This window comes from Klebsiella sp. GG_Kp173, from assembly GCF_040062415.1.
Taxonomy (GTDB): Bacteria; Pseudomonadota; Gammaproteobacteria; order Enterobacterales; family Enterobacteriaceae; genus Klebsiella; species Klebsiella quasipneumoniae.
Genome location: NZ_JBEAFZ010000005.1, coordinates 25,885 through 52,307, shown reverse-complemented (window position 1 = coordinate 52,307; position 26,423 = coordinate 25,885). Strand labels below are relative to the sequence as shown.

At 59.2% G+C, this 26,423-nt stretch carries 23 protein-coding genes; 5 read left to right on the top strand and 18 right to left on the bottom strand.

The features are described from left to right. The 7 genes from hscA to trmJ all read right to left on the bottom strand — a co-directional run bounded on the left by hscA (nt 1) and on the right by trmJ (nt 6,082). Nucleotides 1–1,851: a Fe-S protein assembly chaperone HscA gene (hscA, locus tag ABLU50_RS05140; RefSeq protein ID WP_323084103.1), complete on the bottom strand. Its 1,851-nt coding sequence runs from the start codon at nt 1,849–1,851 to the stop codon at nt 1–3. A gap of 15 nt (nt 1,852–1,866) precedes the next feature. Further along, entirely contained in the window at nt 1,867–2,382 is a 516-nt protein-coding gene (gene hscB / locus ABLU50_RS05135) for a co-chaperone HscB (RefSeq protein ID WP_004201868.1), read from the bottom strand. A 74-nt stretch (nt 2,383–2,456) separates the two neighbouring features. Beyond that, a complete protein-coding gene (gene iscA / locus ABLU50_RS05130) occupies nt 2,457–2,780 on the bottom strand; it encodes an iron-sulfur cluster assembly protein IscA (RefSeq protein ID WP_002913979.1) in 324 nt (107 codons plus the stop codon). A gap of 17 nt (nt 2,781–2,797) precedes the next feature. Then, complete coding sequence (gene iscU, locus ABLU50_RS05125; RefSeq protein WP_002913991.1) at nt 2,798–3,184, bottom strand: Fe-S cluster assembly scaffold IscU; 387 nt, start codon at nt 3,182–3,184, stop codon at nt 2,798–2,800. A 26-nt stretch (nt 3,185–3,210) separates the two neighbouring features. After that, nucleotides 3,211–4,425, bottom strand: a complete 1,215-nt coding sequence (gene iscS / locus ABLU50_RS05120; protein ID WP_017900428.1) for a cysteine desulfurase — start codon at nt 4,423–4,425, stop codon at nt 3,211–3,213. Between the two features lie 178 nt (nt 4,426–4,603). Continuing rightward, nucleotides 4,604–5,095, bottom strand: coding sequence for a Fe-S cluster assembly transcriptional regulator IscR (iscR, locus tag ABLU50_RS05115; RefSeq protein WP_002913993.1), 492 nt, complete (start codon nt 5,093–5,095; stop codon nt 4,604–4,606). A gap of 252 nt (nt 5,096–5,347) precedes the next feature. Then, nucleotides 5,348–6,082: a tRNA (cytosine(32)/uridine(32)-2'-O)-methyltransferase TrmJ gene (gene trmJ, locus ABLU50_RS05110; RefSeq protein WP_004201864.1), complete on the bottom strand. Its 735-nt coding sequence runs from the start codon at nt 6,080–6,082 to the stop codon at nt 5,348–5,350. A 120-nt stretch (nt 6,083–6,202) separates the two neighbouring features. Between trmJ and suhB the strand changes: the two genes are divergently transcribed. Next, nucleotides 6,203–7,006 carry an inositol-1-monophosphatase gene (gene suhB / locus ABLU50_RS05105; RefSeq protein ID WP_002913995.1) on the top strand — a complete coding sequence of 268 codons (804 nt, stop codon included), beginning with the start codon at nt 6,203–6,205 and terminating at the stop codon, nt 7,004–7,006. Between the two features lie 46 nt (nt 7,007–7,052). Here the strand turns inward: suhB and ABLU50_RS05100 are convergent, their stop codons facing one another. The 3 genes from ABLU50_RS05100 to ABLU50_RS05090 all read right to left on the bottom strand — a co-directional run bounded on the left by ABLU50_RS05100 (nt 7,053) and on the right by ABLU50_RS05090 (nt 9,598). Then, entirely contained in the window at nt 7,053–7,889 is an 837-nt protein-coding gene (locus ABLU50_RS05100) for a hypothetical protein (RefSeq protein WP_087832032.1), read from the bottom strand. A 99-nt stretch (nt 7,890–7,988) separates the two neighbouring features. Beyond that, a complete protein-coding gene (locus ABLU50_RS05095; protein ID WP_004201862.1) occupies nt 7,989–8,969 on the bottom strand; it encodes a nickel/cobalt transporter in 981 nt (326 codons plus the stop codon). Continuing rightward, a complete protein-coding gene (locus ABLU50_RS05090; RefSeq protein ID WP_087832031.1) occupies nt 8,960–9,598 on the bottom strand; it encodes a DUF1007 family protein in 639 nt (212 codons plus the stop codon). Before ABLU50_RS05090 ends, ABLU50_RS05095 begins: the two co-directional genes overlap by 10 nt. Before the next feature lie 124 nt (nt 9,599–9,722). On the opposite strand from ABLU50_RS05090, the gene csiE reads away from it, so the two are divergent. Then, the gene (gene csiE, locus ABLU50_RS05085; protein ID WP_032431112.1) at nt 9,723–11,000 is read left to right on the top strand and encodes a stationary phase inducible protein CsiE; all 1,278 of its coding nucleotides are present in this window, start codon (nt 9,723–9,725) and stop codon (nt 10,998–11,000) included. Here csiE and ABLU50_RS05080 read toward each other — a convergent pair. Beyond that, a complete protein-coding gene (locus tag ABLU50_RS05080; protein ID WP_087832030.1) occupies nt 10,997–12,133 on the bottom strand; it encodes a 3-phenylpropionate MFS transporter in 1,137 nt (378 codons plus the stop codon). The two genes, csiE and ABLU50_RS05080, sit on opposite strands and share 4 nt — an antisense overlap. A gap of 300 nt (nt 12,134–12,433) precedes the next feature. Between ABLU50_RS05080 and ABLU50_RS05075 the strand changes: the two genes are divergently transcribed. Continuing rightward, entirely contained in the window at nt 12,434–12,856 is a 423-nt protein-coding gene (locus ABLU50_RS05075) for a DoxX family protein (RefSeq protein ID WP_004201855.1), read from the top strand. A 55-nt stretch (nt 12,857–12,911) separates the two neighbouring features. Here the strand turns inward: ABLU50_RS05075 and glyA are convergent, their stop codons facing one another. Beyond that, complete coding sequence (gene glyA, locus ABLU50_RS05070; protein ID WP_002914027.1) at nt 12,912–14,165, bottom strand: serine hydroxymethyltransferase; 1,254 nt, start codon at nt 14,163–14,165, stop codon at nt 12,912–12,914. A gap of 325 nt (nt 14,166–14,490) precedes the next feature. On the opposite strand from glyA, the gene hmpA reads away from it, so the two are divergent. Further along, nucleotides 14,491–15,681, top strand: coding sequence for an NO-inducible flavohemoprotein (gene hmpA / locus ABLU50_RS05065; protein ID WP_087832028.1), 1,191 nt, complete (start codon nt 14,491–14,493; stop codon nt 15,679–15,681). Between the two features lie 74 nt (nt 15,682–15,755). Here hmpA and glnB read toward each other — a convergent pair whose 3' ends face one another. The 5 genes from glnB to purL form a co-directional block, all read right to left on the bottom strand. Continuing rightward, nucleotides 15,756–16,094 carry a nitrogen regulatory protein P-II gene (glnB, locus tag ABLU50_RS05060; protein ID WP_002914032.1) on the bottom strand — a complete coding sequence of 113 codons (339 nt, stop codon included), beginning with the start codon at nt 16,092–16,094 and terminating at the stop codon, nt 15,756–15,758. A gap of 65 nt (nt 16,095–16,159) precedes the next feature. Further along, nucleotides 16,160–17,497 (bottom strand): two-component system response regulator GlrR, encoded by a 1,338-nt coding sequence (gene glrR / locus ABLU50_RS05055; RefSeq protein ID WP_004201849.1) that lies wholly within the window; start codon nt 17,495–17,497, stop codon nt 16,160–16,162. Continuing rightward, a complete protein-coding gene (gene qseG / locus ABLU50_RS05050; protein WP_004201847.1) occupies nt 17,484–18,170 on the bottom strand; it encodes a two-component system QseEF-associated lipoprotein QseG in 687 nt (228 codons plus the stop codon). Before qseG ends, glrR begins: the two co-directional genes overlap by 14 nt. 29 nt (nt 18,171–18,199) lie before the next feature. Then, the gene (locus ABLU50_RS05045; protein WP_087832206.1) at nt 18,200–19,621 is read right to left on the bottom strand and encodes a HAMP domain-containing sensor histidine kinase; all 1,422 of its coding nucleotides are present in this window, start codon (nt 19,619–19,621) and stop codon (nt 18,200–18,202) included. Nucleotides 19,622–20,212: 591 nt separating this feature from the next. Next, complete coding sequence (gene purL, locus ABLU50_RS05040; protein ID WP_087832027.1) at nt 20,213–24,100, bottom strand: phosphoribosylformylglycinamidine synthase; 3,888 nt, start codon at nt 24,098–24,100, stop codon at nt 20,213–20,215. Nucleotides 24,101–24,275: 175 nt separating this feature from the next. On the opposite strand from purL, the gene mltF reads away from it, so the two are divergent. Further along, entirely contained in the window at nt 24,276–25,892 is a 1,617-nt protein-coding gene (gene mltF / locus ABLU50_RS05035) for a membrane-bound lytic murein transglycosylase MltF (RefSeq protein WP_087832026.1), read from the top strand. Here mltF and tadA read toward each other — a convergent pair. Beyond that, nucleotides 25,889–26,398: a tRNA adenosine(34) deaminase TadA gene (gene tadA / locus ABLU50_RS05030; RefSeq protein ID WP_023318886.1), complete on the bottom strand. Its 510-nt coding sequence runs from the start codon at nt 26,396–26,398 to the stop codon at nt 25,889–25,891. The two genes, mltF and tadA, sit on opposite strands and share 4 nt — an antisense overlap. Between the last annotated feature and the right edge of the window lie 25 nt (nt 26,399–26,423).

Below are 26,423 nucleotides of genomic sequence, written 5' to 3'. Positions count from 1 at the left end.
TTAAACCTCGTCCACGGATTGGCCTTTCAGCGCGATACGGACCGACTGATCCATACGGCGGGCGGCGAATTCCTGGGTTTGTGTGTCGATATTTTTAATCGCTTCTTTAATGGCGTCGGCGTCGTCGCCTGCCGCGGCGGCGCGTACCTGCTCCGCAGCAGCATCGATAGCCTGACGCTCCGCGGCGCTTAACAGCGCGGCGTCGGCGGCCAGCGCGCTTGTCAGGCTTTCCAGGACGCGTGCGGCTTCTACTTTCTGTTCAGCCAGCATGCGCGCCTGAATATCCTGTTCGGCGTAGCTCATCGAATCTTTAATCATGGTGGCGATTTCGCCATCGGTCAGACCGTAAGACGGTTTCACCTGAATAGAGGCTTCCACGCCGGTCGATTTTTCCATCGCCGTGACGCTCAGCAGGCCATCGGCATCCACCTGGAAGGTGACGCGAATATGCGCCCCGCCCGCCGGCAGCGCCGGGATACCGCGCAGCGCAAAGCGCGCCAGCGAACGGCAATCCTGCACCAGCTCACGCTCGCCCTGCATCACATGAATGGACATCGCCGTCTGGCCATCTTTGAAGGTGGTGAACTCCTGGGCGCGGGCCACCGGAATGGTGGTATTACGCGGGATCACTTTCTCCACCAGACCGCCCATGGTTTCCAGCCCTAACGACAGCGGGATAACGTCGAGCAGCAGCAGTTCGCTGTCCGGCTTGTTGCCGACCAGAATATCGGCCTGGATCGCCGCGCCAATGGCGACGACTTTGTCCGGGTCAATGGCGGTCAGCGGGGTACGGCCGAAGAATTCGCCTACGCGCTCACGCACCAGCGGCACGCGGGTCGAACCGCCGACCATCACCACTTCCAGCACCTCTTGCGCCTCAACGCCAGCGTCTTTCAACGCCCGGCGGCAGGCCATTAACGTGCGTTTTACCAGCGGGGCGATCAGATCGTTAAACTGGCTGCGGGTAATATCGCCCTGCCAGCCGCCGACCTCAACGTGCGCCACCTCGGCATCGCTAAGGGCAATTTTCGCCGCGATGGCGGCATCCAGCAGCTCACGCTGCAGGCGGTTGTCGCTACGGTCGCTGAAGCCCGCCTGCTCGCGCAGGTAGTCCGCCAGCAGATGATCGAAATCATCCCCGCCGAGGGCCGAGTCGCCGCCGGTAGCCAGCACTTCAAACACCCCGCGGCTTAAGCGCAGAATAGAGATATCGAAGGTACCGCCGCCGAGATCGTAGACCGCAATCACCCCTTCCTGGCCGGAATCAAGGCCATAGGCGATAGCCGCCGCGGTCGGTTCATTAAGCAGGCGCAGCACGTGCAGACCCGCCAGACGCGCCGCGTCTTTGGTCCCCTGACGCTGGGCGTCATCAAAATAAGCGGGAACGGTGATCACCACGCCGTCGAGCTCGCCGGCCAGCGCTTCAGTGGCCCGGGCAGCCAGCGCTTTCAGAATATCGGCGGAGACGCGAATCGGGTTCAGCAGGCCGCCGGCGGTCTGGATCATCGGCAGGCCGTTTTCACTGGCCTGCAGCTGATACGGCAGATGCGGATAGCGATGTTGGATATCGGCGAGGGAGCGCCCCATCATCCGTTTCACGGAGCTGATGGTGTTGGCGGGATCCTGGGCGGCGTTCAGCCGGGCGTCATAGCCGACAGTCAGCCCCGATGCGTGGTAGTTCACCACCGACGGCAGCAGAGAGCGGCCTTGATGATCGGGCAGAGTCTCGGCCTGGCCGCTACGCACGGTAGCCACCAGAGAATTGGTGGTGCCCAGGTCGATACCGGCCGCCAGACGACGCTGGTGCGGCGCGGCGCTCAGGCCGGGCTCACTAATTTGTAATAAGGCCATAATTGCTTCCGAAAATTAAAAATCGAGCAGTTTTTCTTCGAGTTCTTCAGCACTGCTGCGCAGTTTATCGAGGAAACGGAGCTTACGCACCGTGTCCGCCGCCGCCTCCCAGCTCTCATTATGCAATTGGTCAACCATCAGCTGATGGCGGGTATCAAACAGCGCTTTCACTCGTTTGATAAAGCTTTCCAGCCGCGCTTCGTCTTTCGCCTGGCCGATCTCATCCAACTCTTCGCGCAGTTCCAGCTGTTCCATCAGGAACGCGGTATCGCGAACGGTATGCTGCTCGCTGGCCAGATCGAAGCCATGCAGCGAGAGGAGGTATTCTGCGCGGGTCAGGGGATGGCGCAGCGTCTGCCAGGCCTGGTTAATGGTGGCGGAATACTGAACCGCCGCAAGCTGCTCCGCAGCGGGCGCGCTGGCAAATTTATCCGGATGGTACTGGCGCTGCAGATCCTGATACCGGACAGCCAGTTGTTCAAGCGAGAGGGTATAGCTGGCTGGTAACCCGAAGAGGGTGAAATAGTCCATAGTAACCTCAGGGTCATGCATCTAAACGAAAACCCCACGCGCGGCGTGACCGCGGTGGGGTTGGGGTGTACCGATTATACGTTAAAGCTTTCGCCGCAGCCGCACTCATCTTTGACGTTCGGGTTGGTGAACTTAAACCCTTCGTTAAGGCCTTCTTTGACGAAGTCCAGCTGCGTGCCGTCGAGGAATTGCAGACTTTTGCCGTCGATCACGACCTTCACGCCTTTGTCTTCAAACACGGTGTCTTCAGCCGCCGGCTCGTCAACAAACTCCAGTACATAGGCCATACCTGAGCAGCCGGAGGTTCTCACGCCCAGGCGCAGGCCAAACCCTTTTCCGCGGTTTGCCAGGAAGGCATTGACTCGCGCTGCTGCACTGTCGCTAAGAGTAATCGACATAACAAAACCTCAACTAATTATTTTGCTTCACGTTTGCTTTTGTAATCCGCAATCGCGGCTTTAATCGCGTCTTCCGCCAGAATAGAGCAGTGAATTTTCACCGGCGGCAGTTCCAGTTCATCGGCGATATCGGTGTTCTTGATCGCCTGCGCTTCGTCCAGGGATTTACCCTTCACCCACTCGGTGACCAGGGAGCTGGAAGCGATAGCGGAACCACAACCGTAGGTCTTGAAGCGCGCGTCTTCAATGATACCTTCATTGTTGACTTTAATCTGCAACTTCATCACGTCGCCGCAGGCCGGCGCGCCGACCATGCCGCTGCCGACGTTCTCGTCGCTGTTGTCAAAAGAGCCGACGTTGCGCGGGTTCTCGTAATGATCGATAACTTTTTCGCTGTATGCCATGATGAATTCTCCTTATTGGTGCCGAATTAGTGATGTGACCATTCAATACTGTTCAGATCCACGCCCTGTTTGAACATTTCCCACAGTGGAGAAAGCTCGCGCAGACGGCCAATGGATTTACGAATCAGGTTGATGGCGTAGTCAATCTCTTCTTCGGTAGTGAAACGACCTAAAGAGAAACGAATAGAACTGTGCGCCAGTTCATCAGTCATGCCTAACGCGCGCAGCACGTAGGATGGCTCAAGGCTCGCGGAAGTACAGGCTGAACCGGAGGAAACCGCCAGGTCTTTCAGCGCCATAATCAGCGACTCGCCTTCAACATAGTTGAAGCTGACGTTAAGAATGTTCGGCGCGCCCTGCTCAAGGTCGCCGTTGAGGTACACTTCTTCCATATCCTTCACGCCGTTCCACAGACGGTTGCGCAGCGTGCGCAGACGCGCCATCTCGCTTTCCATCTCTTCTTTGGCGATACGGTAAGCTTCACCCATGCCGACGATCTGGTGAACAGGCAGAGTACCGGAACGCATACCGCGCTCGTGGCCGCCGCCGTGGATTTGCGCTTCGATACGAATGCGCGGCTTACGACGCACGTACAGCGCGCCGATGCCTTTCGGACCGTAGATTTTGTGACCGGAGAAGGACATCAGGTCCACTTTCAGCTGGCTGAGATCGATAGGCAGCTTGCCCACGCTCTGGGTGGCGTCTACGTGGTAAATGATACCGCGGGCGCGACACATCTCGCCGATGGTAGCGATATCCTGCACCACGCCGATTTCGTTATTCACATGCATGATGGAAACCAGGATGGTATCGTCACGCATCGCCGCTTCCAGCTCTTTCAGATCGATAATCCCGTTGCTCTGCGGCGCCAGGTAGGTCACTTCGAAGCCTTCGCGCTCCAGCTGACGGCAGGTATCCAGAACCGCTTTATGCTCGGTTTTGCTGGTGATGATGTGCTTGCCTTTTTTCTGATAAAAGTTGGCAGCACCCTTGATCGCCAGGTTGTCGGATTCAGTCGCACCAGAGGTAAAGACGATTTCGCGCGGGTCGGCACCGACCAGCTCGGCAATCTGATTGCGGGCGATATCAACCGCCTCTTCAGCCTGCCAGCCAAAACGGTGGGAACGAGAGGCCGGGTTACCAAAGGTCCCGTCCATGGTCAGGAACTGCATCATTTTCTCGGCAACACGCGGGTCCACCGGCGTGGTTGCGGAGTAATCGAGGTAAATCGGTAATTTCATTGCTCTTAAACTCCGTACATCACTCAATGCAAGGAATCAGGCAACCGGCTTGATGTACGACCGAGTACACGGAATGTCGGAGCATCCCGGCCTGATTCTGAAAGCTCTTTATAATCGTTGTCCCGCCGTTTCGCGCTGCCTCGCCCTGTCAGCCGCAGCCCGAAACGGGACGGGTCACTCAGGCGCGCAGTTTAACGTCGATCGCGTCCTGGGTGCGCGCATTGCGCTGGGTTTCGTGCTGATGCTGACGACCGGAAACATCGAGGATCTCCTGGTTATTCACCAGTTCTCCGAGGGTGATATTGTTCAGGAAGCCGGTCAGACGCTCGCTCAGATCGCGCCACAGCGCGTGAGTCAGGCATTTATCGCCGCCCTGACAGCCGCCCTTGCCCTGGCAACGGGTGGCGTCAACGGATTCGTCCACGGCGCTGATGACTTCGCCGACGGCGATACTGCCGGCATCTTTACCTAACAGATAACCACCGCCTGGGCCACGAACGCTGGAAACCAGGCCATTTTTACGCAGGCGAGAGAACAGCTGTTCCAGATAGGAAAGCGAAATTCCCTGACGCTCTGAAATATCTGCCAACGGCACCGGGCCCGTTTCAGAGTTGAGCGCAACGTCAAGCATCGCGGTCACGGCATAACGCCCTTTAGATGTCAGTCTCATGTCTTACTTAACCTCAAACTCGCCCCTGGCCGGGCTTTTTATTAATATGGGTATTGCATAGCAGGGCCAAGTCTGACATTCCCGAGTAATTTGGTCAACTATTTACTTGACTGTTTTAGTCAGGTATTTGGCTTTCAGTGCCGTTATTAATTTCGAGCCGCTCCCGGGGTCGGCCAAAGGCCTCGCCCGGGCTACAACAGAGATGTAGATTCGTAGGCCGGATAAGCGAAGCGCCATCCGGCGTTAACGCTCTTACTTACCTTTATTCTGCTGCTCAATAGACGCCAGCATGCCGCGCAGGATGTTCAGCTCCTGGCTTTCCGGACGCGCGCGGGTGAACAGACGACGCAGCTTGTTCATCACCTGCCCCGGATGATTCGGGCGGATAAAGCCCGTCGCCAGCAGCGTCTGCTCAAGATGACCGTAGAAACGCTCCAGGTCATCCACCAGCGGGTACGGTGCTTCTTCGTGCTCAACCGCCGGCTGCGCTTGCTCCTGCGCCGCCAGCCAGGCCATTCGCACTTCGTAGGCGATAACCTGCACCGCCATCGCCAGGTTCAGCGAGCTGTACTCCGGGTTGGCGGCGATGGCCACATGGTAGTGACACTTCTGCAGTTCATCGTTAGTCAGGCCAACGCGCTCGCGGCCAAACACCAGCGCCACCGGCGCATGCTGGCCTTCGGCGATGCTTTTCAGACCGCATTCGCGGGGATCGAGCATCGGCCACGGCAGCGTGCGGGAGCGCGCGCTGGTGCCAACCACCAGGCTACAGCCCGCCAGCGCTTCATCAAGGGTATCGACGATCTGTGCGTTGCCAATGACGTCGCTGGCGCCCGCGGCCAGCGCAATGGCCTGGGAATCAGGCTTCACCAGCGGATTGACCAGCCACAGGTTGGTTAAGCCCATGGTTTTCATCGCGCGGGCAACGGAGCCCATATTGCCGGTGTGGGAGGTTTCTACCAGTACGATTCGAATATTTTGCAGCATTATGGTTCTTCGGCTAAAGATTATTCGGGCATGCTACCATAAAACGGAGACATAAGCAGATTTCGCTGTTATTATATGCGCCGTTTTTTCCCGTTCTTTAACATCCAGTGAGAGAGACCGATGCATCCGATGCTGAACATCGCCGTGCGCGCCGCGCGCAAGGCGGGTAATTTAATTGCCAAACACTACGAAACGCCAGACACCGTAGAAACCAGCCAGAAAGGCAGCAATGATTTTGTGACCAACGTCGATAAAGCCGCCGAAGCGATTATTATCGAAACCATTCGCAAATCTTACCCGCAGCACACCATTATCACCGAAGAAAGCGGTGAACACGCTGGTGAAGAGCAGGATGTTCAATGGGTTATCGATCCACTGGATGGCACCACCAACTTCGTTAAACGTCTGCCGCACTTCTCTGTTTCCATCGCCGTACGCATCAAAGGCCGTACTGAAGTCGCGGTGGTTTACGATCCGATGCGTAACGAACTGTTCACCGCGACCCGCGGCCAGGGCGCGCAGCTGAACGGCTACCGTCTGCGCGGCAGCAACGCTCGCGACCTCGACGGCACCATCATCGCGACCGGCTTCCCGTTCAAGGCGAAGCAGCACGCCACCACTTACATGAATATTCTCGGCAACATGTTCACCGAATGCGCCGATTTCCGCCGTACCGGCTCCGCCGCACTGGATCTGGCCTACGTTGCCGCCGGCCGCGTTGACGGTTACTTTGAAATCGCCCTGAAACCATGGGATTTCGCCGCAGGCGAGCTGATCGCTCGTGAAGCAGGCGCTATCGTGTGCGACTTCACCGGCGGTCATAACTATATGCTGACGGGCAACATCGTTGCCGGTAACCCGCGCGTGGTAAAAGCGATGCTGGCGAACATGCGCGAGCAGCTGAGCGATGCGCTGAAGCGTTAATCTCTTACTGATGTCAAAAAGGAAGCCGCGGCTTCCTTTTTTTATGTCATGACAGCATCCTCAGGATCTGGCGAATCACCGCATTACCGCCAATACAGAGCACCGTCAGGCCGCTAAATAAGGCCAGCGGTCCGCGCCAGCGCAGGCAGCCCTGCGGCCCCAGCCAGCACCGGAAACACAGCGCTATTCCTACCGTCGCCAGGCGAGCGAGCAGCACGCCCACCATCGCCGGAACCAGCAGCAGCCATCCCCACAGCGGCAGCTCATACTGCTGCGCACTGAGTAAGATCCATACCAGCTGAAACGGCAGATAAAAACTCAGGGCAAAGATCAGCGGAATGCGAATATTGCCTGCCGGTGCGGCAACGCCTTTAACGCCGCGCCAGCCGTCGCGCAGCAGTATTGCTGCCAGCACCAGCGTGGCCAGATAGCAAACGTCGTTACAGATGCCCGCAATCTGCATTAGCCTGTCGCTGCTTAGCTTACTCATAAACGCGAAACGCCAGAAAATGATCACCAGAAAACCGAACTGCAACGCCCAGCTGCGTAAGATCCAGTCGACCATCTCCCGCGGCGAGGGTTGGTTATGCACAGCCCAGGCGACGATGGGCAGTTTACTGTGCCCGGGATGGCAAAAGGCCAGCACGAAGCCTGACAGCGTCAGGGTGGCGTAGGCCACCAGTGGGATATCCGCGACACTCGCCACCCCGAATCGCATAACATACGGCATGGCGTGGTAGACGCGCACCAGATCGGACGGCCACCAGCTGGCCAGGGCTGGAAACCAGAAGACGATCGCCAGGCCCGCCAGCAGCCCGGCGGCGCCGGCGCAGCCATAATAGAACCGCCCGCTCTGCGCGGGAGAAACGATATTTGCGGCCATAACGACTCCTTGTCATCCGCCGAAAAGCGGAAAACTAGAGCATCGCCGCTTCAGCGGCAAGCGCCGGCGCCCACTTTCGGATTTGCGCCCGACGCCTGGCTAAAACGGACGGATCCCGCCGCCGGCCGGGACGGCGCTGAACCACATCACGCCTGCCGCCGCCAGCAAAATGACGCCGCCGGCCAGCGCCAGCGTCAGCCAGCCCACCTGACGCCACAGCGGCGGCGCCTGATGCTGACCCAACTTCACCGCCAACTGGCGAAAACTGTGCACCAGCAGCGCCAGCGCCGTGATGGTCAACGAGGTTCCCGCCGCCATCGCCAGCGCCGCCGCCATTCCCCAACTGAACACCCCGATCACCTTGCTGAACAGCAGGACCATGATCGCCCCCGAGCAGGGACGCATGCCCATCGACAGGACAATCACGGTGCGAGCCCGCCAGTCGTCGCCGGCCTGCAGCTGCTCCGGGGCCGGGAGATGCTGATGCCCGCAGCCGCAGTGTTCGTTATGAACATGATGCGGGGTGAACGCGGTAAACGTTGGCCGGCTCAGCAGCAGACGCAGCTTTTTCAGCGCCCGCCAGCAGAGCAGCAGACCTAACGCGCCCACCAGCAAATAGCTACCCTTCTCCAGCCAGAAACTGCTGAGATGCAGCTGGCGCGCTGGCAGCTGCAGTAGCGCCAGCACCACCACCACCAGCGCGATAGCCACCAGCCCCTGCAACAAAGAGGCGGCCAGCGTCAGGTTAATACTCGATTTCAGCTTTGAGGGATGGGTGGCAAGCCAGGTCGTAATGACAATTTTGCCGTGGCCGGGCCCTAAGGCATGCAGCACCCCGTAAACGAAGCTGAATCCAAGCAGCGACAGCCCCGCCGCAGCCGGGTTCTCCGCCACCGCCTGCAGCAGGCGGCTGAGCTCCAGATTGAGCGCGCGCTGCCAGACCGCGCTCTGCATCAGCACCTGCGGCCAGGCCAGCCACAGCCAGATGCCGCCCGTTACGCTCACGGCCAGCAGCAGCGCCAGCGGCCACAGCGCTTTCCAGCGCGAAGTTCGCGCGCGGGGGGTAAAAATTACTGACATGTCAGCGTCACCTTCTGGGCAAAATAGCTGCCCAGCGCCATATCCTCAGGCGGCGCATCCGCTTTATCCAGCGACTGGGCGTATGAGAGCATTTTGTCATTCGGTTTTGGCGTCATCACCGTTGCCTTACAGACGGCCTGCAGCGCGGCGGGCAGGGTAAAATCGCTATCTTTGTCATAAAACATATCGACATAGTAGGTCGGATCGAAAGTGGAAAAGGTAAACGTCTGCCCGGCAACGGGTTGCGGCGTCGCCAGCGGCAGGGTGAAGGTCAGTACCGCCTGCAGGCCGTCGCGCTCAAGGCCGTAGCCGTCGGGGCGATTGTCAAATTTCACCCGCTGGCCGTTGTGCCACAGCTCGCTGAAATAGTGCTGGCCGAGCACGTTGGCCATCACCTCCGCCGCCAGCTTTTTCCACACTTCGCTGCCCGGTTTAGCGTTTCCGGCGTCGTAAAGCAGATCCGATGAGGTTATTTCATCCATTGTCCAGCGCATTTTAAAGGCGCTCAGCAGGCCGTCTTTGACCACCGGCTCGCTCTGCAAACTGATGAAGCTATGCGGATGCGCAGCGGCTGTCCATGATAAAACCATGAAAAACGCCGCGCTGGTGCATTGTTTCACTCTGTTCATCTGTTCCTCACGTGAAAAATTCTGTGAACTTCGCCAGCAATCCTGAGCTAAAGCGGGCGCACTTCCCTGCCCCCGCCGCCGTCATTGTCTATCCTTAGCGGAAACCCTAACTGGAACTTACCAGATGATGACCGTCATTGAACCACCATCTGCGCTTTCCAGTCCACAGCGCCGTAGCCAGGTGCTCCTGATGTTTTATCTGCCCGGACAGTCGGTAACGACTGAACGGCTTGGCAGAATCAACCTCGTTGATGAGACCACGGCCCGGCAGGATATCGAGGAGACCGGACGCGAAATTCAGCGTTACCACCGCCTGACCCTTCGGTCACAGGTGGACGGCAGCTATCGGATTGAAGGCGCCGCGCTCGACCAACGTTTATGCCTGCTGCATGCGCTGCGGCGGGGCCTGCGCCTGTGCCCGCAGTTCGTTAACCATCATTTTACCCCGGCGCTGAAAACGCAGCTTAAACAGGAAGGCATCGCCCGTACCTTGTACGATGATACCAACCTGCAGGCGCTGGTGAACCGTTGCGCGCGAGCGCTCAATCGCCAGTTCGACTGCCGGGACGTCCAGTTTCTGCGCCTGTACCTGCAGTACTGCCTGCTTGAGCATCACCGGGGCTATTCACCCGACTTCAATGATGAACAGCAACGCTGGGCGCAGACCGCCGCTGAGTTCACTCTGGCGCAGGAGATTGTCCGCCACTGGCAGCGCCGGGTCGGCGCTCCGCCGCATGTCGGAGAGCCTTTTTTCCTCTCGCTGCTGTTTATGATGCTCAAAACCCCCGATCCGCTTCGCGATGGTCACCCGCAGGATCGACGCCTGCGGCTGGCTATTTCCGGCCTGATCCACCGCTTCCAGATGCTCGCCGGCAGGTCGTTCAGTGACGAGCAGGGGCTGAGCGACCAGCTTTATATTCACTTGTCGCAGGCATTGATCCGCAGCGTGTTTGCCATCGGCATCGACAGCACGCTCACGGAGGAAGTGAGCCGGCTCTATCCTCGTTTACTACGCACCACCCAGGCGGCATTGAGCGAATTCGAGGAGGCCTGGCACGTCCGTTTTAATGAGGAAGAGACCAGCTTAATCGCGGTGATCTTTGGCGCCTGGCTGATGCAGAAAAGCGACCTGCACGAGAAGCAGGTTCTGCTGCTGACCGATGATAATCCGGATATGGAAGCGGCCCTGGAGCGGCAGCTGCGCGAACTGACGCTGCTGCCGCTGAATATCAAATACCAGAGCGTAGAGCGCTTTCAGAAGGAAGGCGCGCCCAAAGGGGTGACGCTTATCGTCACTCCCTATGCGACGGCGCTGCCGCTGTTTTCACCGCCGCTGATCCACGCGGAGAACTGCTTCACCGAACGCCAGCAGCAGCATATCTGCGCGATGCTCGAGGACTAGGCCGCCACCGCTTTTGGCCGAATAGCCATCGCCGGGAGCGTCAGCAAGGCCATCACCCAGAATACGCCCTGGTGCAGGTGCTGATAGAGGAAGCCGGCGAAGACGGTCATAATGGCGATACTCCCGCCCATCGCCACCGCGGAGTAGACGGCCTGCAGACGGATCACTTCGCTACCCTGACGGGCGGCGATATAGCGCATCGCCGCCAGATGACACACCGTAAAGGTCCCGCAGTGAAGGATCTGCGCGAGGATAAGCCCCGGCAGCGCTGTGGTCCAGCCCATCAGCGTCCAGCGAACCAGCCCGCACAGGGCAGAGAGCAGCAGCAGATCCCGCGCGCTGAAGCGGCGGAACACCTTTTTACTCAGCGCGAAGATCACCACTTCCGCCACCACACCTAACGACCACAGATAACCGACCGCCGAGGCCGAATAGCCGGCCTGCTGCCAGTAGATGGCGCTAAAGCCATAGTAGGCGGCGTGCGCCCCCTGCAGCAGACAAACGCAGGCGAGAAAGCGCCAGCTTTGGCGCACCAGCGTCAGCCAGGCCGCCATTCCGGCCCCCTGCTGCTGGCGCGACGCCCCCTGAGGCATCACCGACGGCTTAAGCAACATGCCGAGCAGCATCGAGGCGACGCCCAGGCTTAGCATCAGCAGGATCGCCCGGTAATCGAACAGGCTCACCAGCTTACCGGTCAGCGCCGAACCAATCACAAAGGCGATGGAGCCCCATAGCCGCACCCGGCCATAGTCCATGGTGATCTGCTTTTGCCAGGTATTGGCCAGAGCATCCGTCAGCGGCACCAGCGGTGAAAAGAACAGGTTGAAGCCGATGATAATCGCCAGCAGCCATGCTACGTGGGTGCCGGCCCAGAAGGCCAGCGCGAAGAGCAAGGTTAACAGCGCCAGCACGCGCAGCGCGGCGATCAGCCGGGAGGGATCGCTCACCCGCGGGGCAATCAGCAGACTGCCGAGAAAACGGGCCACCAGACCGGCGCCAAGCAAAATGCCGATGGTTTCCGGGGTCAGCCCGTTGCCGGCCAGCCAGACGCTCCAGAAGGGCAGAAAAATACCGTAGCTAAAAAAGTAAGTGAAATAACTGAGCGCCAGCCAGCGCGTGGAGTGCAAGACCATGATTTCCTCCCGAATGGTGGCGATAGTCTGGCGATAAACCCCATCGTGAGTAAACCTGTGTCTCACTCTCTATATGGAAGTTGAGTACATTTGTCTTTAAATCGTGACGCGCATCACGGAGCACTCCCCACTCCGTCACCGGTTGTATTAAATAAAATCCGATAACCGGGCATCAAAGTGCGACCAACGATACGGCGAAATCCTAATGAAACGAAGCGCGACATTATTATTTTCCTGCTATGGCGGCTGGCAACTTTGTGTATTACGTTTAAATCACACGTCTCTCATAACGAGCTGATTATGAACACACTCCGCTATTTTGATTTTGGCGCATCCCGCTCTCTGCTACTGCTCATCGCCCGCATCGCCGTGGTGGTTCTGTTTCTACTTTTTGGCTACCCCAAACTGCTGGGCTTTAGCGGTACGGTGCAATACATGGCCGCCTCCGGCGCGCCGATGCCGACCCTGGCGGCGATTATCGCCGTCATTATGGAAGTGCCTGCCGCGATTTTAATTGTGCTGGGCTTTTTCACCCGCCCGCTGGCGGTCATCTTTATCTTCTACACCCTCGGCACGGCGGTGATTGGCCATCACTACTGGGATATGACTGGCGATGCGGTATTGCCGAACATGATTAACTTCTGGAAAAACGTCAGCATCGCCGGCGCCTTTCTGCTGCTGGCAATCACCGGCCCAGGGGCAATCTCCCTCGACCGTCGCTAATCTGCAGATGCAAAAAAGGCCGCAAACGCGGCCTTTTTGATGTCAACGCTAACGCTTACGCGTAAACCGGGAAGCGGGCGCAGATATCCAGCACTTTGCCTTTCACGCGCTCAATGACCGCGTCGTCATTGATATTGTCCAGCACGTCACACATCCAGCCAGCCAGCTCTTTGACTTCCGCTTCTTTAAAGCCGCGACGAGTCACAGCCGGAGAACCGATGCGGATACCGGAGGTCACGAACGGGCTCTTCGGATCGTTCGGCACGCTGTTTTTGTTGACGGTGATGTTGGCGCGGCCCAGGGCAGCGTCAGCTTCTTTACCGGTCAGGTTTTTATCCACCAGGTCCAGCAGGAACAGGTGGTTCTCAGTACCGCCAGAGACCACTTTGTAGCCGCGGTTCAGGAACACTTCCACCATTGCTTTGGCGTTTTTCGCAACCTGCTGCTGGTAAACTTTAAACTCTGGCTCCATCGCTTCTTTCAGCGCCACCGCTTTCGCCGCGATAACGTGCATCAGCGGGCCGCCCTGCGCGCTTGGGAATACCGCAGAGTTCAGCTTCTTATACAGCTCTTCGCTACCGCCTTTCGCCAGGATCAGGCCGCCGCGCGGACCCGCCAGGGTTTTGTGGGTGGTGGTGGTCACGACGTGAGCATGCGGAACCGGGTTCGGGTATACGCCAGCGGCAATCAGGCCTGCCACGTGCGCCATATCGACGAACAGGTAAGCGCCGATGCTGTCGGCGATTTCACGCATTTTTGCCCAGTCAACGATACCGGAGTAAGCGGAGAAACCACCGATGATCATCTTCGGTTTGTGTTCCTGAGCCTGCTTCGCCATGTCGTCGTAGTCAATTTTGCCGGACTCATCAATACCGTAAGGGATGATGTTGTACAGTTTGCCGGAGAAGTTAACCGGGGAGCCGTGAGTCAGGTGGCCGCCCTGCGCCAGGTTCATACCGAGCACGGTGTCGCCCGGCTGCAGCAGCGCGGTGTAGACGGCAAAGTTAGCCTGGGAGCCGGAGTGCGGCTGGACGTTAGCATAGTCAGCGCCGAACAGCTCTTTCGCGCGGTCGATAGCCAGTTGCTCAACCACGTCGACGTATTCGCAGCCGCCGTAGTAACGCTTGCCCGGATATCCTTCAGCGTATTTGTTGGTCAGCTGAGAGCCCTGCGCCTGCATTACGCGCGGGCTGGTGTAGTTTTCGGAGGCGATCAGTTCGATGTGCTCTTCCTGACGTACTTTTTCCTGCTCCATAGCCTGCCACAGTTCGGCATCATAATCGGCAATGTTCATTTCACGCTTTAACATCCGCATCTCCTGACTCAGCTAACAATAAAATTTCGGCCTAAAAAGGCGGTCCGATTGGACAACGGCCCACAGTATAACCGAATCATTCTGTGATAACAGGTCTTGACAAAGGATTTTACGCAAACGTTTGGCTCCGCATGACACAAGGCTTTGAGCAATAACGCCTCTCTCAGTATCAACGGATTTCTTTTCAGGATTGTGATGCAAATTCTTCATGTTGTAACTGCAACGGCGGAAAGTGTTAAAGAACCATTTACAAGGCAGGGTTATTTCCTTAAGATGCATTTAAAATACATCATTAAGATAACACCCAAGGAAGCACACTATGCTCGACGCTCAAACCATCGCTACGATCAAAGCCACCATCCCCCTGCTGGTAGAGACTGGACCAAAGTTAACCGCCCATTTCTACGATCGGATGTTCGCGCATAACCCGGAGCTCAAAGAGATCTTCAATATGAGCAACCAGCGCAACGGCGACCAGCGTGAAGCGCTGTTCAACGCCATTGCCGCCTACGCCAGCAATATCGATAACCTGCCTGCCCTGCTGCCGGCGGTGGAAAAGATCGCCCAGAAACACACCAGCTTCCAGATCAAACCGGAGCAGTACAATATTGTTGGCAGTCATCTGCTGGCGACCCTCGATGAAATGTTCAGTCCGGGCCAGGAAGTGCTCGATGCCTGGGGTAAAGCCTACGGGGTGCTGGCGAACGTCTTTATCGGCCGCGAAGCCGAGATCTATCAGCAAAACGCCCGTAAAACCGGCGGCTGGGAAGGGACCCGCGCGTTCCGCATCGTGAAGAAAACCCCGCGCAGCCAGCTTATCACCAGCTTTGAGCTCGAGCCGGTTGATGGCCAGCCGGTCGCCGATTACCAGCCTGGCCAGTATCTGGCCATCTGGCTGAAGCCGGAAGGCTTCGAATATCAGGAAATTCGCCAGTACTCCCTGACCCGCAAAGCGGACGGCAAGGGCTACCGCATCGCGGTTAAACGCGAGGAAGGCGGCCAGGTTTCCAGCTGGCTGCATAACCATGCCAGCGAAGGCGATGTGGTCTATCTGGCCGCGCCGGCCGGGGACTTCTTCCTTAACGTCGAACCGCAGACGCCGGTCACCCTGATCTCCGGCGGCGTCGGGCAAACGCCGATGCTGGCGATGCTGGATGCGCTGGCGAAGAGCCATCATCAGGGTCAGGTGAACTGGTTCCATGCGGCGGAAAATGGCGAGGTCCACGCCTTTGCCGATGAGGTGCAGGCGCTCGGCGCGGCGCTGCCGGCGTTTACCGCTCACGTCTGGTATCGCAACCCGAGCGAGGCTGACCGTCAGGCAGGACGTTTTGATAGCGAAGGTTTGATGGATTTAGCGGCGGTGGCGGAAACTATTCGCGACCCGCAGATGCAGTATTATCTCTGCGGCCCGGTAGCGTTTATGCAGTTTGCAGCGAAGCAGCTGGTAGAATTAGGGGTCAATAAAGACCACATTCATTACGAATGCTTCGGCCCGCATAAGGTGCTGTAAGCCCCGACGCCGCGGGGATTTGTAGGCCGGGTAAGCGCAGCGCCACCCGGCAATACTGCAGCGAGCGGCGAGCGTTAAATCGCCGCGTCGTCTTCTTCGCCGGTACGGATACGAATGACCCGCGCCACGTCGAAAACAAAGATCTTGCCGTCGCCGATTTTACCGGTCTGCGCGGTACGGATGATGGTATCCACACAGGTATCGACGATATCGTCGGTTACTACGATTTCAATTTTCACTTTCGGCAGAAAGTCCACCATATATTCCGCGCCGCGGTAGAGTTCGGTGTGCCCTTTCTGGCGGCCAAAGCCTTTCACTTCCGTTACCGTCATCCCGGTGATGCCGACTTCGGCCAGCGCTTCACGCACATCATCCAGTTTGAAAGGTTTAATAATCGCATCAATCTTTTTCATGGTGTTCCTGTCTTAGTCGCGTAACCGGTTGCTTACCGTATCATATCTTGCGCTATGTTGCGGAGCTACTCTTTAAAGTCATTGGCGTCGAGCTCATGGCGCGACAGCAGCTTATAGAATTCGGTGCGGTTGCGTCCAGCCATCCGCGCGGCGTGGGTGACGTTGCCCCTGGTAATCTGCAGCAGCTTGCGCAGGTAGTTCAGCTCAAACTGATTGCGCGCTTCCACGAAGGTCGGCAGCGCCGTGTTCTCGCCTTCCAGCGCCTGTTCCACCAGCGCATCGCCGATCACCGGCGACGAGGTCAGGGCCACGCACTGCTCAATCACGTTCACCAGCTGGCGCACATTGCCCGGCCATTTGGCGGCCATCAGCCGCTTCATTGCATCGCTGGAAAATGCCCGCACGAACGGCTTATGGCGATCGGCGGACTGACGCAGCAGATGGTTGGCCAACAGCGGAATATCTTCCGTGCGTTCGGAGAGCGGCGGGATCTTCAGGTTAACCACATTGAGGCGATAAAACAGATCTTCGCGAAACTCGCCCCGGGCCATTGCCTTCGGCAGGTCGCGGTGGGTGGCGGAGATGATCCGCACGTTGATCTCAATATCGCGGTTGCTGCCGAGCGGGCGAACCTTACGCTCCTGCAGGACGCGGAGCAGCTTCACCTGCAGGGCGACAGGCATATCGCCGATCTCGTCGAGAAACAGCGTGCCGCCTTCGGCGGCCTGGAATAACCCTTCGCGGTTGCTGACCGCGCCGGTAAAGGCGCCCCGCGCATGGCCGAACAGTTCGGACTCGAGCAGCTGTTCCGGCAGCGCGCCGCAGTTAATCGCCACGAAAGGCTTGTCATGACGCGGGCTGGCGTTGTGGATCGCCTGGGCGACTATCTCCTTCCCGGTCCCGCTCTGGCCGTTAATCAGCACGCTGACGTCGGACTGCGCCACCATCCCGGCCTGCTCGAGCAGGCGCAGCATCAGCGGGCTGCGGGTGACAATCGCCTGGCGCCACGCTTCGTCGGTGGCTGGCGATCGCTGCTCCAGCGCCTCATCAATGGCTTTATACAAGGCGTCTTTATCAACTGGCTTGGTCAGGAAGCTGAAGACGCCCTGCTGGGTGGCCGCCACCGCGTCGGGGATCGAGCCATGGGCGGTGAGAATGATCACCGGCATGCCGGGCTGCCCCTTCTGGATCTCACTGAACAGCTGCAGGCCGTCCATTTCATCCATCCGCAGATCGCTAATAACCAGATCCACTTTCTCACGTCCCAGCACGCGCAGCGCTTCCGGTCCGCTCTCGGCGGTGACCACGCTATAGCCTTCGCTGACCAGACGCATGCCGAGCAGCTTCAGCAGCCCCGGATCGTCATCCACCAGCAGCAAACGCGCCGGTTTACGGATCGTCATGGATCACCTCCGGTACTTTTTCGCTGCCGAAATTGCCGCCCGGCTTGCGGCTGGAGAGCTGGCGTTCAATATCCGTCAGATTCTCCAGCTTACGGGTGGTCAGCTCCAGCTGCTGGCGCAGCGACTGCTCCTGCTGGCGCAACGTCTCCAGCTCGCTATCGCTGGACTGCTGAAGCTTCGCGTAGCGGGCTCGCTCCTCCACCAGCTGCAGCTGACGGGTCTGCCCGTCGCGCCAGAGCTGATATAGCGGGCGGACCTGAACGGCGATTTGCGGGCTGAAGGTGTCGAGACGCGCCACCAGCTCGCGGCGCTCGTCAGGGGTAATTTTGGCATCGGCAAGCAGAATGCCGCGGCGGAATGCGTCCTGCCAGCTGTCGTCGGTATGGCGTTTCGCCTCCGCTCGCGCCTGCACCGGCGCGAGACGATCGGCGCAGTCAATGCCCCGCAGCCAGTAGAGGGGGTTTTTGTCGCTGGCATCGCTGCTGTGCGCCCAGATATCAGCGCAGTCCACGGCGACAAAATCGGCCACCTGGTGCTGCGCCTGCCCGGGGGCGGCGGCACCTTCCGCACTATGCGGCGAGAAGCCGGCGGAACACCCCGCCAGCGTCAGACAAGCAATGCCTGAGAGCAGCCATCCGCTAAGGGAACGGCGCCAGGCCAGGAATTGGGACATAGTTCCCCGATATCGATTCATTAGTTGGATTATTCCGGCGCTGAGGGAAGCGTAATGCGAAAACAGACCTGCCCGGCGGGGGCGTCAACCAGACTGAGTTCCCCTTGCATCTGACGGACACAGTCGCGGGCGATGCTTAACCCCAGCCCACTGCCTTTAACGGCCCCTTTACGCTGGTGGCTTCCCTGGTAAAAAGGCTCAAAAATCATATTCTTTTCCGCGGCCGGGATCGGTTCGCCGCTGTTGGCGACATCAATACGCACCTGCTCTCCGTGCCGGTAGCTATGGATACGAATGTTACCGGATTCAGCGCCATAGTGCACCGCATTGGAGTAGAGATTATCCATTACGCTTATCAATAGCGCAGGCTCCGCCAGACAATGCCGCGCCCGCAGCGCCAGCTCGGTATGCATCAGTTTAGCCCGCGCAGGCAAACTGTGCGCCGCCACGACGTTTTCCACCAGCTCCACCAGGTCCACTGCTTCCCGGGCTACCGGGCCGTCGGCCTGTTTGCGGTTGTAGTCCAGCAGCTGTTCAATCAGCTTTTGCAGGTTGCGGCTGCTGCTGTCGAGGATCTCGACGATCTCCTGCTGCTCCGGCGTCAGCGGTCCGGCGACCCGGTCCGCCAACAGCTCGGTGCCTTCACGCATACTGGCCAGCGGGGTTTTCAGCTCATGCGACAGATGGCGAAGAAACTGATGCCGCTGCGACTCCAGCCATGCCAGGCGCTCGCTGAGCCAGATGATGCGCTTGCCCACCGAGCGCAGCTCGCGCGGGCCAGTAAACAATGCCGCGTCGTCCAGCGACTTCCCTGCGCCCAGCTGATTGATCATTCTTTCGATACCTTTCACCGGGCCGATGATCATGCGGGTGAAAAGCAGCACCAGCGCCAGGCTCAGCAGAAACAGCACCAGCGCCTGCCAGCCGAAAAACTGGCCGCGCTCGGCAATCTCCTGCTGCAGCTGCTGGCCGCGGGAATAGACCACCGCCCGGGTAGCCTGGACCATGTCGCTGTTATTACTGGCGAAAACTTCCAGTCTGGCGGCTGCCTGGGCGTCAGGGCCGCTGTTGTTACACTGCAGCTGCGCCAGATCGCTGACATCCTGGCGCAGCGCCTGCCAGAGCTTTTCGTCCGGCAGCACGCCGGCGTGCGCGTCCAGCATCTGGCTGTAGCGCTGCCGCTGGTTTTGATAGACGCGCGCCAGCGTCGGATCGTCCAGCACGCAGTACTGGCGATAGCTGCGTTCCATCTCCAGCGCGGCATTGATCATCGCCTCGCTGCGGCGGGCATCGACCAGCGTCGTACGGTTGATATGCGCCGCCTGGGCGCTGAGGGCATTGAGGCTCTGCCAGGCCTGCCAGGCCAGCACCAGTAACGGCAGCAGGATCAGCACAAAGGAGAGCGTCACCAGCTGACGCAGCGAACGGGGAAAAAGAGAGAGTCGCTTCAAAGGTGTGGTCTCAATCATTAGCTCTGGTCGATGCTAACTGAGGAGCGCGCCGGAGAAAAGCGATACCCGTCGCCACGGCGCCGCAGAAACAACAAAGCCAGGCGCAAGGCCTGGCTTTGTTCAGGAATGAGGCGGTGCCTTACTCGACGTTTCGCCCGATGTCTGATAAAGCCAGGCTATTATCAGGAGTTGGACGGCAGGCACCTGTTTGTGCATCATTCGAAGTTTATGTAGCGCGTCCCGAAGGGGCTGACATAAGAAGGTGAATGAGCCACTGGTTATTATTATGCATGAACTATGCCACCTTTCCAAACATTTTATTAACACATTGATATATATGGCTTTAACCATAAAAGCCAGCCACCCCAGCGCAGTACACTTTTTATCCATAGCGTCGCCAATTAGCGACACCAAATGTATCCCCGGTTACTCATCATTTAAATCAATAACTTAAGTGTCGCCTTTTGGCGACACTGCAATATGCCGGTTGTCGGTGATTCCCGACACCCTGGCGTGCTGGCCGTCACAGATAAAAAAAGCCCCCTGCCTGAGCAGGGGGCCGATACGTTCGCGTGACACGCTGCGGGAAAATTAACCCAGCTGTTTACGCGCATTGCGGAAGATACGCATCCACGGGCTGTCTTCGCTCCAGTTTTCCGGGTGCCAGGAGTTGCTTACGGTGCGGAAGACGCGTTCCGGGTGCGGCATCATGATGGTCGCGCGCCCGCTTTCGCTGGTCACGGCGGTGATACCGTTCGGGGAACCGTTCGGGTTCGCCGGATAGGTTTCGGTCACTTTGCCGAAGTTATCCACGAAGCGCAGCGCCACCAGGCCTTTGCTCTCCAGCTGGGCCAGATGCGCGCTGTCGCGCACTTCCACCTGACCTTCGCCGTGGGAGACCGCAATCGGCATCTGTGAGCCAACCATGCCTTGCAGCAGCAGAGACGGGCTTTGCGTCACTTCCACCAGGCTGAAGCGCGCTTCAAAGCGGTCAGAGTGGTTGCGCACAAAGCGCGGCCACAGGTCGCTGCCCGGGATCAGCTCGCGCAGATTGGACATCATCTGACAGCCGTTGCACACGCCGAGCGCCAGGGTCTGCGGACGATGGAAGAAGGTCGCGAACTCATCGCGCACGCGCTCGTTGAACAGAATCGACTTCGCCCAGCCTTCACCTGCCCCCAGCACGTCGCCGTAGGAGAAGCCGCCGCAGGCCACCAGGGCATGGAAATCGCCGAGACCGGTGCGGCCCGCCAGCAGGTCGCTCATATGCACGTCAATGGCGTCAAAGCCGGCGCGATGGAAGGCCGCCGCCATTTCAACGTGAGAGTTGACCCCCTGCTCGCGCAGGACGGCCACTTTCGGACGCGCGCCGGTGGCAATGTACGGTGCGGCGACATCGTCATTAATATCAAACGAGAGCTTCACATTGAGGCCCGGATCAGCGTCGTTGGCTTTCGCCTCGTGCTCCTGATCGGCGCAGGCCGGGTTGTCGCGCAGACGCTGCATCTGCCAGGTGGTTTCCGCCCACCACATGCGCAGCGTGGTGCGGCTTTCGCTAAACACCGTCTGACCGCCGGCGGTCAGCACGAAGCGATCGCCCTCGACCGCTTTACCGAGGTAATGCACACAGTCCGCCAAACCGTTAACCGCCAGAATGGCTTCCACCGCCTCACGGTCTGCGGCGCGGACCTGGATCACCGCCCCCAGCTCTTCGTTGAACAGCGCCGCCAGACGGTCGTCGCCCAGCGCGGCGATATCCGCCTCCACACCGCAGTGGCCGGTAAAGGCCATTTCCGCCAGGGTGACCAGCAGGCCGCCGTCGGAGCGGTCGTGGTAGGCCAGCAGTTTACGCTGCGCCACCAGGGCCTGCATCGCATCCCAGAAGCCTTTCAGCTGCGCGACATCGCGCACGTCAGCCGGCTTGTCGCCGAGCTGGCGATAGACCTGCGCCAGCGCCGTCGCGCCCAGCGCGTTGTGCCCTTTACCGAGGTCGATCAACAGCAGGGCGTTATCTTCCGTCGAGAGCTGCGGCGTGACGGTATGACGAACATCTTCGACACGGGCGAAGGCGGAGATCACCAGCGACAGCGGAGAGGTCATCTCACGCTGCTCGCTGCCTTCCTGCCAGCGGGTTTTCATCGACATTGAGTCTTTGCCGACCGGAATGGTCAGGCCCAGCGCCGGGCACAGCTCTTCGCCCACCGCTTTCACCGCCTCATACAGGCCAGCGTCTTCGCCCGGGTGGCCGGCAGCGGCCATCCAGTTAGCCGACAGCTTCACGCGGTTCAGCTCGCCAATCTGCGTGGCGGCGATGTTGGTCAGCGCTTCGCCAACCGCCAGACGACCGGAGGCGGCGAAGTCCAGCAGAGCAACCGGGGCGCGCTCGCCCATCGCCATCGCTTCGCCGTAGTAGCTGTCGAGGCTGGCGGTGGTTACCGCGCAGTTGGCCACCGGGATCTGCCACGGGCCGACCATCTGGTCGCGAGCGACCATGCCGGTCACGGTGCGGTCGCCGATGGTCACGAGGAAGGTTTTCTCGGCCACCGTCGGCAGGTGCAGTACGCGGTTAACCGCGTCGGCGATGGTGATCGGTTGGCGATCCAGCGCGCTGCCCTGGGCTTTCAGGGTCTGCACGTCGCGGGTCATTTTCGGCGTTTTGCCAAGCAGGACGTCCAGCGGCAGATCGATCGGCTGATCGTTAAAGTGGCTGTCGCTCAGGCTCAGGTGCTGCTCGGCGGTGGCTTCGCCGATAACCGCATAAGGCGCGCGCTCGCGGCGGCACAGCTCGTCGAACAGCGGCAGTTGCTCCGGGGCGACCGCCAGGACATAACGTTCCTGCGATTCGTTACACCAGATCTCCAGCGGGCTCATGCCTGGCTCATCGCTCAGGATATCGCGCAGCTGGAATTTACCGCCGCGGCCGCCGTCGCTGACCAGCTCCGGCATGGCGTTGGAGAGACCGCCGGCGCCGACGTCGTGGATAAACAGGATCGGGTTGGCGTCGCCCAGCTGCCAGCAGCGGTCAATCACTTCCTGACAGCGACGCTCCATTTCCGGATTGTCACGCTGGACGGAGGCGAAATCGAGGTCGGCATCGGACTGGCCGGAGGCCATGGAAGACGCCGCGCCGCCGCCGAGGCCGATGTTCATCGCCGGGCCGCCCAGCACGATCAGCTTCGCGCCGACGGTAATCTCGCCCTTCTGCACGTGCTCGCCGCGGATGTTGCCGATACCGCCGGCCAGCATGATCGGTTTGTGGTAGCCGCGCAGCTCTTCGCCGTTATGGCTGGTGACTTTCTCTTCATAGGTGCGGAAGTAGCCGTTCAGCGCCGGACGACCAAATTCGTTGTTAAACGCCGCGCCGCCCAGAGGGCCTTCGGTCATGATGTCCAGGGCGGTGACGATGCGATCCGGTTTCCCGAAATCTTCTTCCCACGGCTGTTCGAAGCCCGGGATGCGCAGGTTGGAAACCGAGAAGCCCACCAGACCCGCTTTCGGCTTCGCGCCGCGGCCGGTGGCGCCTTCATCGCGGATCTCGCCGCCGGAGCCGGTTGCCGCGCCCGGCCATGGGGAGATGGCCGTCGGGTGGTTATGGGTTTCCACCTTCATCAGAATGTGCGCCGGCTCCTGATGGAAGTCGTAGCGCCCGGTCTGGTGGTCGGCAAAATAGCGCCCCACTTCAGACCCTTCCATCACCGCGGCGTTGTCTTTATAGGCCGACAGGACGTAGTCCGGCGTTTTTTCGAAGGTGTTTTTGATCATTTTGAACAGCGACTTCGGCTGCTGTTCGCCGTCGATGATCCAGTCGGCGTTGAAAATCTTGTGGCGACAGTGCTCTGAGTTCGCCTGGGCGAACATGTACAGCTCGATGTCGTTCGGATTGCGTCCCAGACGGGTAAACGCGTCCTGCAGGTAGTCAATTTCGTCATCTGCCAGCGCCAGACCCAAACGGAGGTTGGCGTCAATCAGCGCCTGACGCCCTTCGCCCAGCAGGTCAACGCTGGTCACCGGCGTCGGCTGATGGTGAGCGAACAGCTTTTCGCCCGCTTCCAGCGCGTCGAAGACGCTCTCCATCATGCGGTCGTGCAGTTCCGCCGCCACCGCGGTCCACTGCGCTTCGCTCAGGGTCGAGGCTTCAACATAATACGCCACGCCGCGCTCCAGACGCACAACCTGAGCCAGGCCGCAGTTATGGGCGATATCGGTAGCTTTAGAAGACCAGGGAGAGATGGTGCCAGGGCGAGGGGTCACGAGCAGTAATTTACCGGTCGGGGTATGGCTGTTTAAGCTCGGGCCATATTTAAGCAGTCGCGCCAGGCGCTCGCGATCGTCAGCGCTCAGCGGGGCGTTCAGATCGGCAAAATGAATATACTCGGCGTATATGGCGCTTACCGGAAGGTTGGCCGCCTGAAATCGTGCCAGCAGTTTATTAATACGGAATGCCGACAGTGCAGGTGAACCACGCAAAATTTCCATCATAAGTCTCTCGTCTTCGAAGCTTTCAGGGTGAGCCAGGGGGGGAAACGGGCGTCATTATAGTGAATCCTGCGCCCCGACGAAACCGTTTGCGTAGAAATAAAATCATTGATGCTGTTTATCAATAAATGTGACGCCTATCGCGAATAAGTTGCCAACTGGCGCATTCTTAAGCAGAATGCCGCTCATTCGACGACAACCTTGCGTTTTTTCCGGACATCGCCTGCTGAGGAACCTGAAGCTGCAGAAGATTAACGCGCTGAAAAAATTAAAGATTAATTATCTGCTGATCGGCATTGTCACCCTTTTGCTGGCGGCTGCCCTGTGGCCGTCGATCCCCTGGTCCGGTAAACCCGAGAACCGGGTGGCGGGTATTATCGCTCGCGGCGAGCTGCGCATCAGCACCATCAACTCGCCGATGACCTTTGCCACCATGAACAATAAAACGTTCGGCCTGGACTACGAACTGGCGAAGCAGTTTGCCGACTACCTCGGCGTGACGCTTAAGATAACCGTCCGGCAGAACATCAGCCAGCTGTTTGACGACCTCGACGACGGTCAGGCCGATATGCTGGCTGCCGGGCTGGTCTATAACCAGGAGCGGGTGAAAAACTATCAGGCCGGCCCCACCTACTATTCTGTTTCGCAACAGCTGGTCTACCGCGTCGGCAATACCCGGCCGCGCAGCCTCGCGGCGCTGACCGCCGAGCAGCTCGCCATCGCTCCGGGTCACGTGGCGATCAACGACCTGCAGACCTTAAAAGCCGAGAAATACCCGGATCTTGCCTGGCGCGTGGACGAAAAACGCGGCACCACGGCGCTGATGCAGGCGGTGATTGACGGCAAACTCGATTACACCATCGCCGATTCGGTGGCTGTCAGCCTGTTTCAGCGCGTCCATCCGGAGCTGGCGGTAGCCCTCGATATCACCGACGAACAGCCGGTCACCTGGTTCAGCGCCCGGGACGATGATAATTCCCTGTCGGCGGCGATGCTTGATTTCTTCAACAACATCAATGAAGACGGCACCCTGGCGCGCCTGGAGGAGAAGTACCTCGGCCACGGCAACGATTTTGATTACGTCGATACCCGCACCTTCCTGCGCGCGGTGGAAAACATTCTTCCGGAGGTGCAGCCGCTGTTTGAAAAGTACGCCCGCGAGATCGACTGGCGCCTGCTGGCCGCCATCGCCTGGCAGGAATCCCACTGGGATCCACAGGCCACCTCTCCTACCGGCGTGCGCGGCATGATGATGCTCACGCGCAATACGGCGCAAAGTCTGGGGCTGACTGACCGGACCGATGCGGCGCAGAGTATCGACGGCGGCATGCGCTATCTACAGGATATGATGGATAAAGTGCCGGATTCGATCCCGAAAGATGAACGCATCTGGTTTGCGCTGGCCGCTTACAATATGGGCTATGCCCATATACTGGACGCCATGGCGCTCACCCGCAAACAGAAAGGCAATCCTAACAGCTGGGCGGACGTTAAGCTGCGTTTACCGCTGCTGAGCCAGAAACCCTATTACAGCAAACTAAAATACGGCTATGCCCGCGGCCATGAGGCCTACGCCTATGTGGAAAACATCCGCAAATATCAGATAAGCCTTGTCGGCTATTTGTCAGAGAAGGAGCGCCAGCAGCAGCAAACGCTGGCCCTGGCGGAAGATTACCCGGCCGTGCTCCCCAATGAGCTCGAACAGCCGCAGGAGACCACCCTGCCCTTTTTCAAGTTTCGCGCCGATAAACAGATGGATAATGCCCGGATGAAACTCCCGGGCCACCTGTATTAACTTTCCCCGTTCTGCTCCCGGGCTTTCTTCAGCGCTTTTTTCTCTTCCCGCCGCCAGCGGAAGAAGTCGCTCAGCATGGCAGAGCAGGACTCCGCCAGCACGCCTTCGCTAATCTCAACCCGATGGTTCATTCCCGGGTGGTGCAGAACATCCATCAGCGAGCCGGCGGCGCCGGTCTTGGCATCCCTGGCGCCAAACACCAGGCGGGCGATACGGCTGTGCACCATCGCCCCCGCGCACATCACGCAGGGCTCGAGGGTAACGTACAGCGTGGCGTCGATCAGGCGGTAGTTTTGCAGCACCAGTCCGCCCTGGCGTAAGGCCATAATTTCCGCATGGGCGGTAGGGTCGTGACGGCCTATCGGCCGGTTCCAGCCCTCGCCAATGACCTGATTGTTATGCACCAGTACCGCGCCCACCGGCACCTCGCCCTCTTCCCAGGCGCGCTTCGCCAGCGTCAGGGCATGACGCATCCAGTATTCATCATTGAGTTCGAGGTCAGACACAGCGGCCACTCCAGCAGAAAAAGCG

Bases quoted from the DNA above. Each gene is read 5' to 3' on its own strand.
- hscA (WP_323084103.1), bottom strand. From the start codon at position 1,851: ATGGCCTTATTACAAATTAGTGAGCCCGGCCTGAGCGCCGCGCCGCAC.
- hscB (WP_004201868.1), bottom strand. From the start codon at position 2,382: ATGGACTATTTCACCCTCTTCGGGTTACCAGCCAGCTATACCCTCTCG.
- iscA (WP_002913979.1), bottom strand. From the start codon at position 2,780: ATGTCGATTACTCTTAGCGACAGTGCAGCAGCGCGAGTCAATGCCTTC.
- iscU (WP_002913991.1), bottom strand. From the start codon at position 3,184: ATGGCATACAGCGAAAAAGTTATCGATCATTACGAGAACCCGCGCAAC.
- iscS (WP_017900428.1), bottom strand. From the start codon at position 4,425: ATGAAATTACCGATTTACCTCGATTACTCCGCAACCACGCCGGTGGAC.
- iscR (WP_002913993.1), bottom strand. From the start codon at position 5,095: ATGAGACTGACATCTAAAGGGCGTTATGCCGTGACCGCGATGCTTGAC.
- trmJ (WP_004201864.1), bottom strand. From the start codon at position 6,082: ATGCTGCAAAATATTCGAATCGTACTGGTAGAAACCTCCCACACCGGC.
- suhB (WP_002913995.1), top strand. From the start codon at position 6,203: ATGCATCCGATGCTGAACATCGCCGTGCGCGCCGCGCGCAAGGCGGGT.
- ABLU50_RS05100 (WP_087832032.1), bottom strand. From the start codon at position 7,889: ATGGCCGCAAATATCGTTTCTCCCGCGCAGAGCGGGCGGTTCTATTAT.
- ABLU50_RS05095 (WP_004201862.1), bottom strand. From the start codon at position 8,969: ATGTCAGTAATTTTTACCCCCCGCGCGCGAACTTCGCGCTGGAAAGCG.
- ABLU50_RS05090 (WP_087832031.1), bottom strand. From the start codon at position 9,598: ATGAACAGAGTGAAACAATGCACCAGCGCGGCGTTTTTCATGGTTTTA.
- csiE (WP_032431112.1), top strand. From the start codon at position 9,723: ATGATGACCGTCATTGAACCACCATCTGCGCTTTCCAGTCCACAGCGC.
- ABLU50_RS05080 (WP_087832030.1), bottom strand. From the start codon at position 12,133: ATGGTCTTGCACTCCACGCGCTGGCTGGCGCTCAGTTATTTCACTTAC.
- ABLU50_RS05075 (WP_004201855.1), top strand. From the start codon at position 12,434: ATGAACACACTCCGCTATTTTGATTTTGGCGCATCCCGCTCTCTGCTA.
- glyA (WP_002914027.1), bottom strand. From the start codon at position 14,165: ATGTTAAAGCGTGAAATGAACATTGCCGATTATGATGCCGAACTGTGG.
- hmpA (WP_087832028.1), top strand. From the start codon at position 14,491: ATGCTCGACGCTCAAACCATCGCTACGATCAAAGCCACCATCCCCCTG.
- glnB (WP_002914032.1), bottom strand. From the start codon at position 16,094: ATGAAAAAGATTGATGCGATTATTAAACCTTTCAAACTGGATGATGTG.
- glrR (WP_004201849.1), bottom strand. From the start codon at position 17,497: ATGACGATCCGTAAACCGGCGCGTTTGCTGCTGGTGGATGACGATCCG.
- qseG (WP_004201847.1), bottom strand. From the start codon at position 18,170: ATGTCCCAATTCCTGGCCTGGCGCCGTTCCCTTAGCGGATGGCTGCTC.
- purL (WP_087832027.1), bottom strand. From the start codon at position 24,100: ATGATGGAAATTTTGCGTGGTTCACCTGCACTGTCGGCATTCCGTATT.
- mltF (WP_087832026.1), top strand. From the start codon at position 24,276: ATGCCGCTCATTCGACGACAACCTTGCGTTTTTTCCGGACATCGCCTG.